The organism is Bacillus sp. FSL K6-1560, from assembly GCF_038592935.1.
GTDB lineage: Bacteria > Bacillota > Bacilli > Bacillales > Bacillaceae > Bacillus > Bacillus subtilis.
The window spans coordinates 4,022,593-4,037,672 of sequence record NZ_CP151946.1 but is presented as its reverse complement, the minus strand read 5'-3'; the positions used below and the strand labels follow the sequence as shown (position 1 = coordinate 4,037,672).

The 15,080-nt window shown below is 45.4% G+C and carries 13 protein-coding genes, 4 tRNA genes and 4 rRNA genes; 18 read left to right on the top strand and 3 right to left on the bottom strand.

The features are described 5' to 3' along the window. Positions 1-8: 8 nt before the first annotated feature. The 6 genes from NYE22_RS21365 (at position 9) to NYE22_RS21340 (ending at position 3,142) form a co-directional block, all read left to right on the top strand. A complete protein-coding gene (locus tag NYE22_RS21365) occupies positions 9-344 on the top strand; it encodes an XkdW family protein (RefSeq protein ID WP_043858277.1) in 336 nt (111 codons plus the stop codon). Beyond that, positions 341-505, top strand: coding sequence for an XkdX family protein (locus NYE22_RS21360; protein WP_043858278.1), 165 nt, complete (start codon positions 341-343; stop codon positions 503-505). The genes NYE22_RS21365 and NYE22_RS21360 overlap by 4 nt, the downstream gene beginning before the upstream one ends. A gap of 89 nt (positions 506-594) precedes the next feature. Then, positions 595-1,488, top strand: coding sequence for a hypothetical protein (locus NYE22_RS21355; protein ID WP_043858279.1), 894 nt, complete (start codon positions 595-597; stop codon positions 1,486-1,488). 67 nt (positions 1,489-1,555) lie between these two features. After that, complete coding sequence (locus NYE22_RS21350; protein ID WP_043858280.1) at positions 1,556-1,834, top strand: hemolysin XhlA family protein; 279 nt, start codon at positions 1,556-1,558, stop codon at positions 1,832-1,834. Positions 1,835-1,849: 15 nt separating this feature from the next. Continuing rightward, a complete protein-coding gene (locus NYE22_RS21345; protein ID WP_043858281.1) occupies positions 1,850-2,113 on the top strand; it encodes a phage holin in 264 nt (87 codons plus the stop codon). Positions 2,114-2,167: 54 nt separating this feature from the next. After that, positions 2,168-3,142 (top strand): N-acetylmuramoyl-L-alanine amidase, encoded by a 975-nt coding sequence (locus tag NYE22_RS21340; protein ID WP_342412130.1) that lies wholly within the window; start codon positions 2,168-2,170, stop codon positions 3,140-3,142. A 38-nt stretch (positions 3,143-3,180) separates the two neighbouring features. Here the strand turns inward: NYE22_RS21340 and NYE22_RS21335 are convergent, their stop codons facing one another. Together NYE22_RS21335 and NYE22_RS21330 are read right to left on the bottom strand one after the other, a co-directional pair. Next, on the bottom strand, positions 3,181-3,465 hold the full coding sequence (locus tag NYE22_RS21335) for a hypothetical protein (RefSeq protein WP_014112422.1): 285 nt from the start codon (positions 3,463-3,465) through the stop codon (positions 3,181-3,183). 5 nt (positions 3,466-3,470) lie between these two features. Then, positions 3,471-5,183 (bottom strand): T7SS effector LXG polymorphic toxin, encoded by a 1,713-nt coding sequence (locus NYE22_RS21330; protein ID WP_342412129.1) that lies wholly within the window; start codon positions 5,181-5,183, stop codon positions 3,471-3,473. Positions 5,184-5,391: 208 nt separating this feature from the next. Between NYE22_RS21330 and NYE22_RS21325 the strand changes: the two genes are divergently transcribed. Next, positions 5,392-6,525 (top strand): tetratricopeptide repeat protein, encoded by a 1,134-nt coding sequence (locus NYE22_RS21325; RefSeq protein ID WP_213391343.1) that lies wholly within the window; start codon positions 5,392-5,394, stop codon positions 6,523-6,525. Continuing rightward, positions 6,515-6,673: a hypothetical protein gene (locus NYE22_RS21320; protein ID WP_213391341.1), complete on the top strand. Its 159-nt coding sequence runs from the start codon at positions 6,515-6,517 to the stop codon at positions 6,671-6,673. Before NYE22_RS21325 ends, NYE22_RS21320 begins: the two co-directional genes overlap by 11 nt. 31 nt (positions 6,674-6,704) lie before the next feature. Here the strand turns inward: NYE22_RS21320 and NYE22_RS21315 are convergent, their stop codons facing one another. Continuing rightward, complete coding sequence (locus tag NYE22_RS21315; protein WP_213391339.1) at positions 6,705-7,037, bottom strand: YolD-like family protein; 333 nt, start codon at positions 7,035-7,037, stop codon at positions 6,705-6,707. A 105-nt stretch (positions 7,038-7,142) separates the two neighbouring features. On the opposite strand from NYE22_RS21315, the gene NYE22_RS21310 reads away from it, so the two are divergent. The 10 genes from NYE22_RS21310 (at position 7,143) to NYE22_RS21265 (ending at position 14,997) form a co-directional block, all read left to right on the top strand. Further along, positions 7,143-7,370, top strand: a complete 228-nt coding sequence (locus NYE22_RS21310) for a hypothetical protein (protein WP_213391337.1) — start codon at positions 7,143-7,145, stop codon at positions 7,368-7,370. Continuing rightward, entirely contained in the window at positions 7,363-7,575 is a 213-nt protein-coding gene (locus tag NYE22_RS21305) for a transcriptional regulator (protein WP_087961652.1), read from the top strand. The genes NYE22_RS21310 and NYE22_RS21305 overlap by 8 nt, the downstream gene beginning before the upstream one ends. 324 nt (positions 7,576-7,899) lie before the next feature. After that, a tRNA-Gly gene (locus tag NYE22_RS21300) sits at positions 7,900-7,974 on the top strand. 31 nt (positions 7,975-8,005) lie between these two features. Then, positions 8,006-8,082, top strand: a tRNA-Arg gene (locus NYE22_RS21295). A gap of 27 nt (positions 8,083-8,109) precedes the next feature. Continuing rightward, positions 8,110-8,186, top strand: a tRNA-Pro gene (locus NYE22_RS21290). A gap of 8 nt (positions 8,187-8,194) precedes the next feature. Beyond that, a tRNA-Ala gene (locus tag NYE22_RS21285) sits at positions 8,195-8,270 on the top strand. 173 nt (positions 8,271-8,443) lie between these two features. Then, a 16S ribosomal RNA gene (locus NYE22_RS21280) occupies positions 8,444-9,993 on the top strand. Positions 9,994-10,163: 170 nt separating this feature from the next. Continuing rightward, a 23S ribosomal RNA gene (locus tag NYE22_RS21275) occupies positions 10,164-13,091 on the top strand. 54 nt (positions 13,092-13,145) lie between these two features. Continuing rightward, positions 13,146-13,261, top strand: a 5S ribosomal RNA gene (gene rrf / locus NYE22_RS21270). 186 nt (positions 13,262-13,447) lie between these two features. Further along, positions 13,448-14,997: ribosomal RNA gene (locus NYE22_RS21265) — 16S ribosomal RNA — on the top strand. Together the 16S, 23S and 5S rRNA genes with 4 tRNA genes alongside form the textbook arrangement of a ribosomal RNA operon. The last annotated feature ends 83 nt before the right edge of the window (positions 14,998-15,080 follow it).

The window sequence follows — 15,080 nt, the reverse complement described above, 5'->3', positions numbered from 1 at the left end:
AGGTAACAATGAATATAGGCGAAGCTATCCTTTATAAGTACCCGACAGCGGATCCCACAAAGGACTTTATCGTTCAAAATAATGGTGATGGATCTCCGTCCTATATAGCGGAATGGAACATCAGGGCTCCGATACCGACACAGGAAGAATTACAAGCTTGGTGGGAAGAATCAAAAAGCAATCCACCATATGAGCCTCCTGATCAGGTCGCGTTGCTTGCACAAGAATTGTCGCAAGAAAAGCTGGCTCGCAAACAGCTTGAAGAATTAAACCAGACATTAGGAAATAAGCTGTCTGAAGTAAAACTGCAGCTGCTTTCCTTACAAGGAGAGGATAACGTATGAATTATTGGGTATTGGCTTTGTATTATAACTGGGCTACCCCTGAAATGGTAAAGCAAGCAATCCACTATAAAGATTGCTCAGCTGAAGATTTACAGGAAGGAATAGAAAAAAATCTAATCACTGCAGAGCAGTATAAAGAGATCACTGGAGAAGCCATTTAGGGCTTTTTTATTTTGCCTGAAAGGGGGTGGGCACGATGTAAAGGCTATGATTGACCGCTAAAGATCAACAATAGCAAGGAGGATTTCAAATGGTGAAGTATAGTTTTCAATTTCCAACAGATGCAGCGGGTAAGCCGGGAGCGGCCAAGCCTTACAGAGAAGGAAACAGAGATTTTGTGGTGCCGACGGCTGCCATTTCGGGTAATGCAGAGCTGCTGACAAACAAAGTCTTAAAAGCAACTGAAGTGTATACACAGTATGGCCAAGATCGATTAGGTCAGGTTTTAATTTCAAAAGTAAAAGGTCACGCTTATTCTGATCGTGAAGGGACCTTATTCATCGAAGAAAGTAATGATATGAATACGTGGACCACAGTTTCTTCATTAGTTTTAAAAGCGGGAACGCTCGGTGAGACTGACTGGATCCACTTAAAACAACGATATTTCCGCTTTAGGTATGCAAACGGTAACTTGCAACAGTCCGATTTCTTGCTTTATCAGTCGCTTGGCGCTGGGGAAGAAGATATAAATATTAGACAAGCTGTTCCAATTACGACAGCTGCTCCGCTCACTATGCAAATAGATAAGAGCGGCTTAACCGATGATGGCCGCTTAAAAGTTCAGACTGAAGGCTTGAATATTAGCTCATTGGACACTCAAGCAAAAACAATGGATGTTGTTTTTCATGATAAAACAGAAACAGTGGGGGAAGGTACCCCGTTCACTGTTGGATCATTTAAAACGTTGCTTATTGAGGTTTATGGGACAGCTGAGACAAGCGAATTAATATTCTGGGGTAAATCCTTATCTGGAACAAAACGAGCCCTAAGAGGGCAAAAAGTGGACGATGGCACGTTTGCCACTAGCACAAAAGGTAAATCAGAAGCCTGGTCTTTTGATATTACTGGTTTTAAAGAAATTGTGATGGAACTAAAATCTTTGACGAATGGAAACTTTTCAGTAAGAGGGACGGCCGTCTCATAAAATCCGGCTGTCCTTTTATTTTGCCTCGAAGGAGGTGAAGAAGATGAAATAAAAGGGGGGCGTACTGATGTCACAACCGACGGAGGTACCTGATGTGAATATTTTTCAGCAGGATTTAGCAGACATGAAAGGTGAGCACAAAGCGCTTGAACAGAGAGTTTCCGCATTAGAGCGCGTGTCTGACCGACAGGACCAGCAAATCATGACGCTGAACGAAAAATTAAACAAAATCGACGAGAATACAACCTGGATCAAACGCACAATCACGGGCGCTATTATTACAGCAGTTTGCACAGGGATTATAGGGGGAGCAATCGCAATTCTTTATAATCTGTTGCAAAAATAAGGAGGAATTACGAATATGAAAAAATATGACAAAGGCACGGTCATTCGGACAGTGCTTCTTTTAATTGCACTTATCAACCAAACTATGCTGATGTTTGGTAAATCACCCTTGGATATTACTGATGCACAAGTGAACCAACTGGCGGATGCGCTATACACTGTCGGCTCTGTGATCCTTACTATCGGCACGACACTGGCAGCTTGGTTCAAAAATAACTATGTGACAGACAAAGGTCACCAACAGAAAGCAGTTCTGAAACAAAACAATCTAACTAAATGAGGTTGCCGGCTGGCAGCCTTTTTTAACCTTTAAAAGAATAGGAGAGGAAATATCATGGCCATTAAAGTGGTAAAAAATCTAGTTTCTCAAGAAAAATACACTTTGAAATGTCCGAATCCTATGGTTCCGGAATATATCACTATTCACAATACAGCAAACGATGCTTCAGCAAAAAATGAAATTTCATTCATGAAGAATAACACGAGCTCTACAAGCTTTCATTTTGCAGTGGATGATAAAGAGGTTATTCAAGGACTGCCGTTAAATCGTAATGCTTGGCATACAGGCGACGGTACAAACGGCACTGGGAACCGTAAGTCTATCGGCGTTGAAATCTGCTACAGCAAGTCAGGAGGCGCTAAATACTACGCTGCTGAAAAGCTGGCTATCAAGTTTGTTGCACAACTGCTTAAAGAACGCGGCTGGGGTGTTGATCGAGTCCGCAAACATCAGGACTGGAACGGGAAATACTGTCCTCACCGGATTTTGTCAGAGGGTAGATGGGATGAAGTAAAAGCCGCTATTGCTGATGAATTAAGCAAAATCGGAGGCAAAAGCTCAGCGTCTTCAGGCGGCTCTTCAGAATCCGGAACAACATATACAGTGAAAAAAGGTGATACTCTTTCTGCAATAGCAAAAGAGCACGGAGTGAGTGTGGCAAATCTTCAGAGCTGGAATAACATTAAAGATCCGAATAAAATTACAGTTGGAAAAAAGTTGAAACTAAAAGGATCCAGTTCATCCAGCAGCACTAAAACAAGCGGCAAAAAGACATCATACCCGCTTCCTTCCGGAATTATTAAAGTGACAAGTCCGATGACGAAAGGGACAAATGTCAGACAAGTTCAAAATGCTCTTGCTGCTCTTTATTTTTACCCGGATAAAGGGGCGAAAAATAACGGCATTGATGGCGTTTATGGGCCGAAAACAGCAAATGCAGTCAAACGATTCCAGTCAGTAAGTGGTCTGACTGCTGATGGCGTTTATGGACCTAAGACAAAAGCGAAAATTGAAGAGAAATTGAAATGAAAAAGGCCCTGCCTCTTTATGAGGGGGCCTTTTTGTTTTTATCTCCATCTCCAGTTTATTTCGTTATCTTCTTCGTAGATTCCTGGTAAAGAAATCCCTACTTTTTTTTGCTCATCATCGATGATAAACCAATTATCATCATCTAGTAGAGCATCATCAAACTTCTCGATTGCAGAGGGATCATCTTCATCCACCACTGCTCTAAAAAAATCTTTGAATTTTTCCATATTGTCATTAGGTTTGATTTTTCCATAAGCCCAAGGTCCTTCTATTGTTGCTCCATCTATTTCACCTAAGCACTCATTTTGATAATAAAGAAACATTCTCTTCACTCCTTAGGAAACATTTTGAAGTATTCTTTTGGTATCTCACCCTTAACAAAATACTCTGTATCTCTACTAGTCCATTTTAGAGCTTTTTTCTTCCAGTTTTCTGTTTGTCTCGTGTCGTTTTTTATAAGTCTCTCAATTTGTTTTGGGTTTAGGATAGCAACTCCTTTTAGTTCTCCAGAACGTATGGCTTTTCGTAGAGCTGATATATTTAATTCAATAGTATATTCTCCGTAACCTTTTGCTATCTTTTTGTTAATTGTAAAACTGGTATATGGACTATTGGATTTTCCACCTTTCCTATACCCTCCTAAAATATGTTCCGTAACAGTTACCTGACGGCCTTGATACATTCCACTTTTGTTTGCGGGGACAAGGTTCCCGGTCTCAGGTGAAATATGAGATTTACCGATACCATTTGGTCTTTTTGTTGCATAAGGGAAATCTTCTCCTCTGAATAAGTTGGAAGGTTTACCTGCGCCGGAATTTATTTTTAATGCTTTAACTGCACCAATCATTCCTATCGGAGCAATTGAGGCAAGCGCACTGTTTAAGCTGTTTTCACGTCTCTCCTCGGAAATCTTATTCCCAAACATATCGCGGCCGGTTATTGCTTCACTAAAACCATTCGCTGACGCAAGACCGTAGAGTCCTTTACTGGAGTTTTGAAGGGCAGGGAATGTCTTAGAAGTTTTATAGATATCAAGCGCTTTGTCTGCCCTATAGATGGCTTTGCTCGTTGAGTAAACAGCTTTTCCGCCTTTGGCTAATTTCCCGGCCCAGCCAACTATAGGGATGTATCCTGCCGCAGCCATTGCGCCAGCTGCCACCCGTTGTCCATCAGTTAATTTTTCACCGGTGACTGGATCGACGCCATCAGCAGCTCTCTTATAATCATAATATCCGGAGACTTCCCCCGTAAAATTACAAACGACATCCCAGGTCTTTTCATACCATGGCCTATTTGCGAGCTCCTCTTGTTCCTTCGCAATTCTTCTTTGTTCGGCCTGCTGATCTTTAAAGGAAATATAGTCAGTAGTTTGTTTTTTTACATCCTCGGTCATCTTATGAATTTCACTGTCTCTATAAGCTTTTGCATTATAGTGGATAGGGGAGGCGTTTTTACCTTTTGCTGTAGCGTTCATGAGTGCTTGATAATCAGCCTGAATCATTTGTTCATTTGCTTCTGAGAGTGCATATTCAGATGTTAAATTTTCATCGACTTCATGAATTTTTTTGATGGCCTTGGTACGTTTGTTGTCGGCTGAAGAGAGTTCGTCTTTAAAAGTTTTTGTGGAGAATAAATCTAGTGGTAGTATGTCGTTGATGTCATTTAGAATGTCTTTTATTGCTTTTTTCTGTTCTGACATGATGGATTTTGATTTAGTATAAGCGTTGGCCAGCTCGTGTTCTAAAAAAGATTCTTCTATGTAGGCATCGGATAAGCTTGCGTCTTCCAGGATGCCAATAATACTCGTGAGAAATGCAATTTTCATGTCGATCAAATCAATCCACTGGTCAGCGATCCCTGCTTGATCTACATAAAATGCCTTTATGTTATTGGCGCCTTTACCTGAAAACTCACTGTCATCAAGATCAGCCACTGATTTGAAGGCATTCTTTAATTTGACCATTTGGTTCCTTGTATCTTTGTATTCCTTTGCACGGTTTTCAGCTTCAGAAAGCAATGATTTAGCTTCAAATACCTTCATGATCATATCCTTTCTTGTTAGCTTTGTGGTTCAATAACTAACAAAATTTTACCATAAAAAGAAAGGAGAAATACAAAATATCTTTTTATTTGAAATGTGATCAATCAACGAAATGAACCGAAGAAATAGTTTGCGGTTTTTTTGCGGTTCAAACACTTTTTGGAAATGTTAGAATATTACATAAAAAGAAACAAAAAGGAGGGATCCTGTGAATCCGGTTTTACCTTCCTCACATGTAGGGGTTAAGATTACCGAATGGTATAAGATGATACGTCAGTTTAGTGTTCCGGATGCTGAAATTTTAAAAGCAGAAGTTGAAAGAGAAATTAAACAGATGGAAGAGGATGAGTATTTACTAATTTATTACTCACTCATGAGCTTTCGACACCAACTTATGCTCGACTACTTAGAGCCAGAAAAAAAGTATAGAACAGCACGTCCAACCATCTCAGAATTACTTGAAAAAATTGAAGCTCCCCAAAAGAAATTAACCGGTCTCCTGAAATATTACTCACTATTTTTCCGCGGTATGTATGAATTTGATCAGCAAGAATTCGTGGAAGCTATTAACTATTACCGTAAAGCTGAAAAAGAACTTTATGCTGTTACTGATGAAATCGAACAAGCTGAATTTCATTTTAAGGTAGCAGAAGCTTATTACAACATGAAACAAACTCACGTTTCCATGCATCACATTTTAAAGGCATTAGAGATTTATGATCAGAATCCGCTGTATACTGTAAGGAAAATTCAAAGCTTGTTTGTAATCGTAGGTAACTATCTCGATTTTAAACATTATGAAAAAGGGTTAAAACATCTTGAAGAAGCCCTGAAGCTTTCTAAGGAATTAGGGCACGACAGACTAATAAGTTCTGCTTTGTATAATTTAGGTGAATGTTATCATTACATGGGACAACCAAGTAAAGCCGAAGGATATTTGAAAGAAGCAGCTGAGGTTGCAGAAAAAGCAAATTTAAGGACACTTCCTCATACGCTCCATTCGTTGGCCACAGTTTTATTCAAGCAAGAAAAGTTTAATGAAGGACAGAAGGTTTTGCAGCAAGGGATCGAAACAGCACAAAAATTTAATGATGAACTTTTCTTATCGATGAATCAGTTTCTTAATGCCCTATATATTGAGTCTGTTGATAAACAGGGTATCCTCAATATATTGAATAATCTTAATGAAAGTCACATGTTCTCATTTACGGAACACATAACGCTGCTAACTGCAGAATATTATAGAGAAGGCGGAGAATTTGAAGAATCCAGTTTTTTCTATGATAAAATGGTTGAAGCGCAGCTTCAAATTCAGCGAGGTGACTGTTTATATGAGTATTAAAAAAGGTGTTTGCGTATTTCTCTCTGCTGTTATTGTAACCACTGGTTTATTTGCGTTTACTGCAGCTCCTGAGCAATCCGACCAGCATATTGAGGCCCATACGACTAATACTGAAATGCAAATGGCAGGAATCAGATTACAGACTTGACCTATATTAGACCCTCTCTTACATGAGAGGGTTATTCTGTTTTAACAGATGTTAGTGAGTCGAACGCGATAATATTAGTATCCCCTTTTAAATCCTTCACATGTAACTGTTGTTTAATTTCATTTATGTAATGAACATGTCCGATTACCTCTTCAATGAAGCCACTTCTGTAATAGCTTATGTTTAGTGCAGAATTGAACTCCATTGCTTCAGAAATAACCCGCGCCATTTCTTCGAGCTGGTATTCATCGAGAACAGGCTTCTCGATTTTTTTGGTTTCGATCTTTCTATGTAATAATGCTTCTCTATGTTCGGGCAGAATAAATTTTTGTTCCCACCGCTTATCATAAATTACTTCAAACATGTTCATCACTCCTTAAGTAAATAATACCAGAACAAACATTCGCTTTTCAATTTGAAATAGAACTAACGTTCGTATAAAATAATGGTAAAGAAGGAGGAGGAAAGCATGGAATCGATTTTAAAACGTTCATTAACTGAGAAAACCGCATTAGATATGATTTATATGAGAAATGACGGCCTTATCACAAAGAGATCAATTATTGTTCGGCAAATTAATCAGAGTTACATTCGAGCTTATTGTTTCACCAGCCGACAAACAAAGACGTTTACTATCGAAAATATCCTTGCTGTTTCTCCTGCAACTACTAAAAGAGGGGTCAGGAATTATGCGTAAAATCACAGAGAGACAATTAGAAGCGTTGAAGGCAATTGAAAAACATATAAAGGATAAGGGGTTTCCTCCATCATATAGAGAACTAATGAAAGAATTAAGTTTGAAATCAACAAGCTCAGTAAAAGGCCTTTTGGATGCATTAAGAAGAAAAGAATATGTAACTTGGGAAGAAGGATTACCAAGAACCTTGAAAGTTGTTAAATGAAAACCATCTTATAATAGATGGTTTTTTATTTTGCACTCATTTAATGAATTATTTGTACGGGGTTAATTTCAGGTGTCCGCCACCCAGGGTGGCAGAAAGGTGGCAAACACGATTATTCGCCACCTTTCTAAATTTGTCTAAACCGTATTGACATTTATCAAAACCCTGCTATAATTACCTTTGTCCTAAGAAACCGGATTTAAACTTTCAAGATGCTCTTCCATGGTAAGGAAGAGGTCAGCGGTTCGAGCCCGCTTGGAAGCTTTATTAAATGTATTATTACCAAGGTTTCTCATAAGGAGAAAGCTTTTTTTATTGCGATATGCGGAAGTAGTTCAGTGGTAGAACACCACCTTGCCAAGGTGGGGGTCGCGGGTTCGAATCCCGTCTTCCGCTCCATTTATCCCAACGGGATATTGTAAATTGAATTGCGCCCGTAGCTCAATTGGATAGAGCGTTTGACTACGGATCAAAAGGTTAGGGGTTCGACTCCTCTCGGGCGCGCCATATCTTTTAATAGAATAGATAGGGAATCGGGAAGTAGCTCAGCTTGGTAGAGCACATGGTTTGGGACCATGGGGTCGCAGGTTCGAATCCTGTCTTCCCGACCATTTTTTATGGGGCCTTAGCTCAGCTGGGAGAGCGCCTGCTTTGCACGCAGGAGGTCAGCGGTTCGATCCCGCTAGGCTCCACCAAAAGTTTTTTAAAAAAAGTTGTTGACTTTGAAGAAGTGACGTTGTATACTAATAAAGTTGCTTTAACAAAGCGGACAAACAAAATGATCTTTGAAAACTAAACAAGACAAAACGTACCTGTTAATTCAGTTTTTAAAAATCGCACAGCGATGTGCGTAGTCAGTCAAACTACTTTATCGGAGAGTTTGATCCTGGCTCAGGACGAACGCTGGCGGCGTGCCTAATACATGCAAGTCGAGCGGACAGATGGGAGCTTGCTCCCTGATGTTAGCGGCGGACGGGTGAGTAACACGTGGGTAACCTGCCTGTAAGACTGGGATAACTCCGGGAAACCGGGGCTAATACCGGATGGTTGTTTGAACCGCATGGTTCAAACATAAAAGGTGGCTTCGGCTACCACTTACAGATGGACCCGCGGCGCATTAGCTAGTTGGTGAGGTAACGGCTCACCAAGGCAACGATGCGTAGCCGACCTGAGAGGGTGATCGGCCACACTGGGACTGAGACACGGCCCAGACTCCTACGGGAGGCAGCAGTAGGGAATCTTCCGCAATGGACGAAAGTCTGACGGAGCAACGCCGCGTGAGTGATGAAGGTTTTCGGATCGTAAAGCTCTGTTGTTAGGGAAGAACAAGTACCGTTCGAATAGGGCGGTACCTTGACGGTACCTAACCAGAAAGCCACGGCTAACTACGTGCCAGCAGCCGCGGTAATACGTAGGTGGCAAGCGTTGTCCGGAATTATTGGGCGTAAAGGGCTCGCAGGCGGTTTCTTAAGTCTGATGTGAAAGCCCCCGGCTCAACCGGGGAGGGTCATTGGAAACTGGGGAACTTGAGTGCAGAAGAGGAGAGTGGAATTCCACGTGTAGCGGTGAAATGCGTAGAGATGTGGAGGAACACCAGTGGCGAAGGCGACTCTCTGGTCTGTAACTGACGCTGAGGAGCGAAAGCGTGGGGAGCGAACAGGATTAGATACCCTGGTAGTCCACGCCGTAAACGATGAGTGCTAAGTGTTAGGGGGTTTCCGCCCCTTAGTGCTGCAGCTAACGCATTAAGCACTCCGCCTGGGGAGTACGGTCGCAAGACTGAAACTCAAAGGAATTGACGGGGGCCCGCACAAGCGGTGGAGCATGTGGTTTAATTCGAAGCAACGCGAAGAACCTTACCAGGTCTTGACATCCTCTGACAATCCTAGAGATAGGACGTCCCCTTCGGGGGCAGAGTGACAGGTGGTGCATGGTTGTCGTCAGCTCGTGTCGTGAGATGTTGGGTTAAGTCCCGCAACGAGCGCAACCCTTGATCTTAGTTGCCAGCATTCAGTTGGGCACTCTAAGGTGACTGCCGGTGACAAACCGGAGGAAGGTGGGGATGACGTCAAATCATCATGCCCCTTATGACCTGGGCTACACACGTGCTACAATGGACAGAACAAAGGGCAGCGAAACCGCGAGGTTAAGCCAATCCCACAAATCTGTTCTCAGTTCGGATCGCAGTCTGCAACTCGACTGCGTGAAGCTGGAATCGCTAGTAATCGCGGATCAGCATGCCGCGGTGAATACGTTCCCGGGCCTTGTACACACCGCCCGTCACACCACGAGAGTTTGTAACACCCGAAGTCGGTGAGGTAACCTTTTAGGAGCCAGCCGCCGAAGGTGGGACAGATGATTGGGGTGAAGTCGTAACAAGGTAGCCGTATCGGAAGGTGCGGCTGGATCACCTCCTTTCTAAGGATATTATACGGAATATAAGACCTTGGGTCTTATAAACAGAACGTTCCCTGTCTTGTTTAGTTTTGAAGGATCATTCCTTCGAAACGTGTTCTTTGAAAACTAGATAACAGTAGACATCACATTCAATTAGTAATACAAGATATCACATAGTGATTCTTTTTAACGGTTAAGTTAGAAAGGGCGCACGGTGGATGCCTTGGCACTAGGAGCCGATGAAGGACGGGACGAACACCGATATGCTTCGGGGAGCTGTAAGCAAGCTTTGATCCGGAGATTTCCGAATGGGGAAACCCACCACTCGTAATGGAGTGGTATCCATATCTGAATTCATAGGATATGAGAAGGCAGACCCGGGGAACTGAAACATCTAAGTACCCGGAGGAAGAGAAAGCAAATGCGATTCCCTGAGTAGCGGCGAGCGAAACGGGATTAGCCCAAACCAAGAGGCTTGCCTCTTGGGGTTGTAGGACACTCTGTACGGAGTTACAAAAGAACGAGGTAGATGAAGAGGTCTGGAAAGGCCCGCCATAGGAGGTAACAGCCCTGTAGTCAAAACTTCGTTCTCTCCTGAGTGGATCCTGAGTACGGCGGAACACGTGAAATTCCGTCGGAATCCGGGAGGACCATCTCCCAAGGCTAAATACTCCCTAGTGACCGATAGTGAACCAGTACCGTGAGGGAAAGGTGAAAAGCACCCCGGAAGGGGAGTGAAAGAGATCCTGAAACCGTGTGCCTACAAGTAGTCAGAGCCCGTTAACGGGTGATGGCGTGCCTTTTGTAGAATGAACCGGCGAGTTACGATCCCGTGCAAGGTTAAGCAGAAGATGCGGAGCCGCAGCGAAAGCGAGTCTGAATAGGGCGCATGAGTACGTGGTCGTAGACCCGAAACCAGGTGATCTACCCATGTCCAGGGTGAAGTTCAGGTAACACTGAATGGAGGCCCGAACCCACGCACGTTGAAAAGTGCGGGGATGAGGTGTGGGTAGGGGTGAAATGCCAATCGAACCTGGAGATAGCTGGTTCTCTCCGAAATAGCTTTAGGGCTAGCCTCAAGGTAAGAGTCTTGGAGGTAGAGCACTGATTGGACTAGGGGCCCCTACCGGGTTACCGAATTCAGTCAAACTCCGAATGCCAATGACTTATCCTTGGGAGTCAGACTGCGAGTGATAAGATCCGTAGTCGAAAGGGAAACAGCCCAGACCGCCAGCTAAGGTCCCAAAGTATACGTTAAGTGGAAAAGGATGTGGAGTTGCTTAGACAACCAGGATGTTGGCTTAGAAGCAGCCACCATTTAAAGAGTGCGTAATAGCTCACTGGTCGAGTGACTCTGCGCCGAAAATGTACCGGGGCTAAACGTATCACCGAAGCTGCGGACTGTTCTTCGAACAGTGGTAGGAGAGCGTTCTAAGGGCTGTGAAGCCAGACCGGAAGGACTGGTGGAGCGCTTAGAAGTGAGAATGCCGGTATGAGTAGCGAAAGAGGGGTGAGAATCCCCTCCACCGAATGCCTAAGGTTTCCTGAGGAAGGCTCGTCCGCTCAGGGTTAGTCGGGACCTAAGCCGAGGCCGAAAGGCGTAGGCGATGGACAACAGGTTGATATTCCTGTACCACCTCCTCACCATTTGAGCAATGGGGGGACGCAGGAGGATAGGGTAAGCGCGGTATTGGATATCCGCGTCCAAGCAGTTAGGCTGGGAAATAGGCAAATCCGTTTCCCATAAGGCTGAGCTGTGATGGCGAGCGAAATATAGTAGCGAAGTTCCTGATTCCACACTGCCAAGAAAAGCCTCTAGCGAGGTGAGAGGTGCCCGTACCGCAAACCGACACAGGTAGGCGAGGAGAGAATCCTAAGGTGATCGAGAGAACTCTCGTTAAGGAACTCGGCAAAATGACCCCGTAACTTCGGGAGAAGGGGTGCTCTGTTAGGGTGCAAGCCCGAGAGAGCCGCAGTGAATAGGCCCAGGCGACTGTTTAGCAAAAACACAGGTCTCTGCGAAGCCGTAAGGCGAAGTATAGGGGCTGACGCCTGCCCGGTGCTGGAAGGTTAAGAGGAGCGCTTAGCGTAAGCGAAGGTGCGAATTGAAGCCCCAGTAAACGGCGGCCGTAACTATAACGGTCCTAAGGTAGCGAAATTCCTTGTCGGGTAAGTTCCGACCCGCACGAAAGGCGCAACGATCTGGGCACTGTCTCAACGAGAGACTCGGTGAAATTATAGTACCTGTGAAGATGCAGGTTACCCGCGACAGGACGGAAAGACCCCGTGGAGCTTTACTGCAGCCTGATATTGAATGTTGGTACAGCTTGTACAGGATAGGTAGGAGCCTTGGAAACCGGAGCGCCAGCTTCGGTGGAGGCATCGGTGGGATACTACCCTGGCTGTATTGACCTTCTAACCCGCCGCCCTTATCGGGCGGGGAGACAGTGTCAGGTGGGCAGTTTGACTGGGGCGGTCGCCTCCTAAAAGGTAACGGAGGCGCCCAAAGGTTCCCTCAGAATGGTTGGAAATCATTCGCAGAGTGTAAAGGCACAAGGGAGCTTGACTGCGAGACCTACAAGTCGAGCAGGGACGAAAGTCGGGCTTAGTGATCCGGTGGTTCCGCATGGAAGGGCCATCGCTCAACGGATAAAAGCTACCCCGGGGATAACAGGCTTATCTCCCCCAAGAGTCCACATCGACGGGGAGGTTTGGCACCTCGATGTCGGCTCATCGCATCCTGGGGCTGTAGTCGGTCCCAAGGGTTGGGCTGTTCGCCCATTAAAGCGGTACGCGAGCTGGGTTCAGAACGTCGTGAGACAGTTCGGTCCCTATCCGTCGCGGGCGCAGGAAATTTGAGAGGAGCTGTCCTTAGTACGAGAGGACCGGGATGGACGCACCGCTGGTGTACCAGTTGTTCTGCCAAGGGCATCGCTGGGTAGCTATGTGCGGACGGGATAAGTGCTGAAAGCATCTAAGCATGAAGCCCCCCTCAAGATGAGATTTCCCATTCCGCAAGGAAGTAAGATCCCTGAAAGATGATCAGGTTGATAGGTCTGAGGTGGAAGTGTGGCGACACATGGAGCTGACAGATACTAATCGATCGAGGACTTAACCATATTTTGAATGATGTCACACCTGTTATCTAGTTTTGAGAGAACACTCTCAATTTGTTTGGTGGCGATAGCGAAGAGGTCACACCCGTTCCCATACCGAACACGGAAGTTAAGCTCTTCAGCGCCGATGGTAGTCGGGGGTTTCCCCCTGTGAGAGTAGGAGGCCGCCAAGCAATTGCACGTTAGTGTAATTTTTTAAAAAAGTTGTTGACTTTGAAGAAGTGACGTTGTATACTAATAAAGTTGCTTTAACAAAGCGGACAAACAAAATGATCTTTGAAAACTAAACAAGACAAAACGTACCTGTTAATTCAGTTTTTAAAAATCGCACAGCGATGTGCGTAGTCAGTCAAACTACTTTATCGGAGAGTTTGATCCTGGCTCAGGACGAACGCTGGCGGCGTGCCTAATACATGCAAGTCGAGCGGACAGATGGGAGCTTGCTCCCTGATGTTAGCGGCGGACGGGTGAGTAACACGTGGGTAACCTGCCTGTAAGACTGGGATAACTCCGGGAAACCGGGGCTAATACCGGATGGTTGTTTGAACCGCATGGTTCAAACATAAAAGGTGGCTTCGGCTACCACTTACAGATGGACCCGCGGCGCATTAGCTAGTTGGTGAGGTAACGGCTCACCAAGGCGACGATGCGTAGCCGACCTGAGAGGGTGATCGGCCACACTGGGACTGAGACACGGCCCAGACTCCTACGGGAGGCAGCAGTAGGGAATCTTCCGCAATGGACGAAAGTCTGACGGAGCAACGCCGCGTGAGTGATGAAGGTTTTCGGATCGTAAAGCTCTGTTGTTAGGGAAGAACAAGTACCGTTCGAATAGGGCGGTACCTTGACGGTACCTAACCAGAAAGCCACGGCTAACTACGTGCCAGCAGCCGCGGTAATACGTAGGTGGCAAGCGTTGTCCGGAATTATTGGGCGTAAAGGGCTCGCAGGCGGTTTCTTAAGTCTGATGTGAAAGCCCCCGGCTCAACCGGGGAGGGTCATTGGAAACTGGGGAACTTGAGTGCAGAAGAGGAGAGTGGAATTCCACGTGTAGCGGTGAAATGCGTAGAGATGTGGAGGAACACCAGTGGCGAAGGCGACTCTCTGGTCTGTAACTGACGCTGAGGAGCGAAAGCGTGGGGAGCGAACAGGATTAGATACCCTGGTAGTCCACGCCGTAAACGATGAGTGCTAAGTGTTAGGGGGTTTCCGCCCCTTAGTGCTGCAGCTAACGCATTAAGCACTCCGCCTGGGGAGTACGGTCGCAAGACTGAAACTCAAAGGAATTGACGGGGGCCCGCACAAGCGGTGGAGCATGTGGTTTAATTCGAAGCAACGCGAAGAACCTTACCAGGTCTTGACATCCTCTGACAATCCTAGAGATAGGACGTCCCCTTCGGGGGCAGAGTGACAGGTGGTGCATGGTTGTCGTCAGCTCGTGTCGTGAGATGTTGGGTTAAGTCCCGCAACGAGCGCAACCCTTGATCTTAGTTGCCAGCATTCAGTTGGGCACTCTAAGGTGACTGCCGGTGACAAACCGGAGGAAGGTGGGGATGACGTCAAATCATCATGCCCCTTATGACCTGGGCTACACACGTGCTACAATGGACAGAACAAAGGGCAGCGAAACCGCGAGGTTAAGCCAATCCCACAAATCTGTTCTCAGTTCGGATCGCAGTCTGCAACTCGACTGCGTGAAGCTGGAATCGCTAGTAATCGCGGATCAGCATGCCGCGGTGAATACGTTCCCGGGCCTTGTACACACCGCCCGTCACACCACGAGAGTTTGTAACACCCGAAGTCGGTGAGGTAACCTTTTAGGAGCCAGCCGCCGAAGGTGGGACAGATGATTGGGGTGAAGTCGTAACAAGGTAGCCGTATCGGAAGGTGCGGCTGGATCACCTCCTTTCTAAGGATATTATACGGAATATAAGACCTTGGGTCTTATAAACAGAACGTTCCCTGTCTTGTTTAGTTTTGAAGGATCATTCC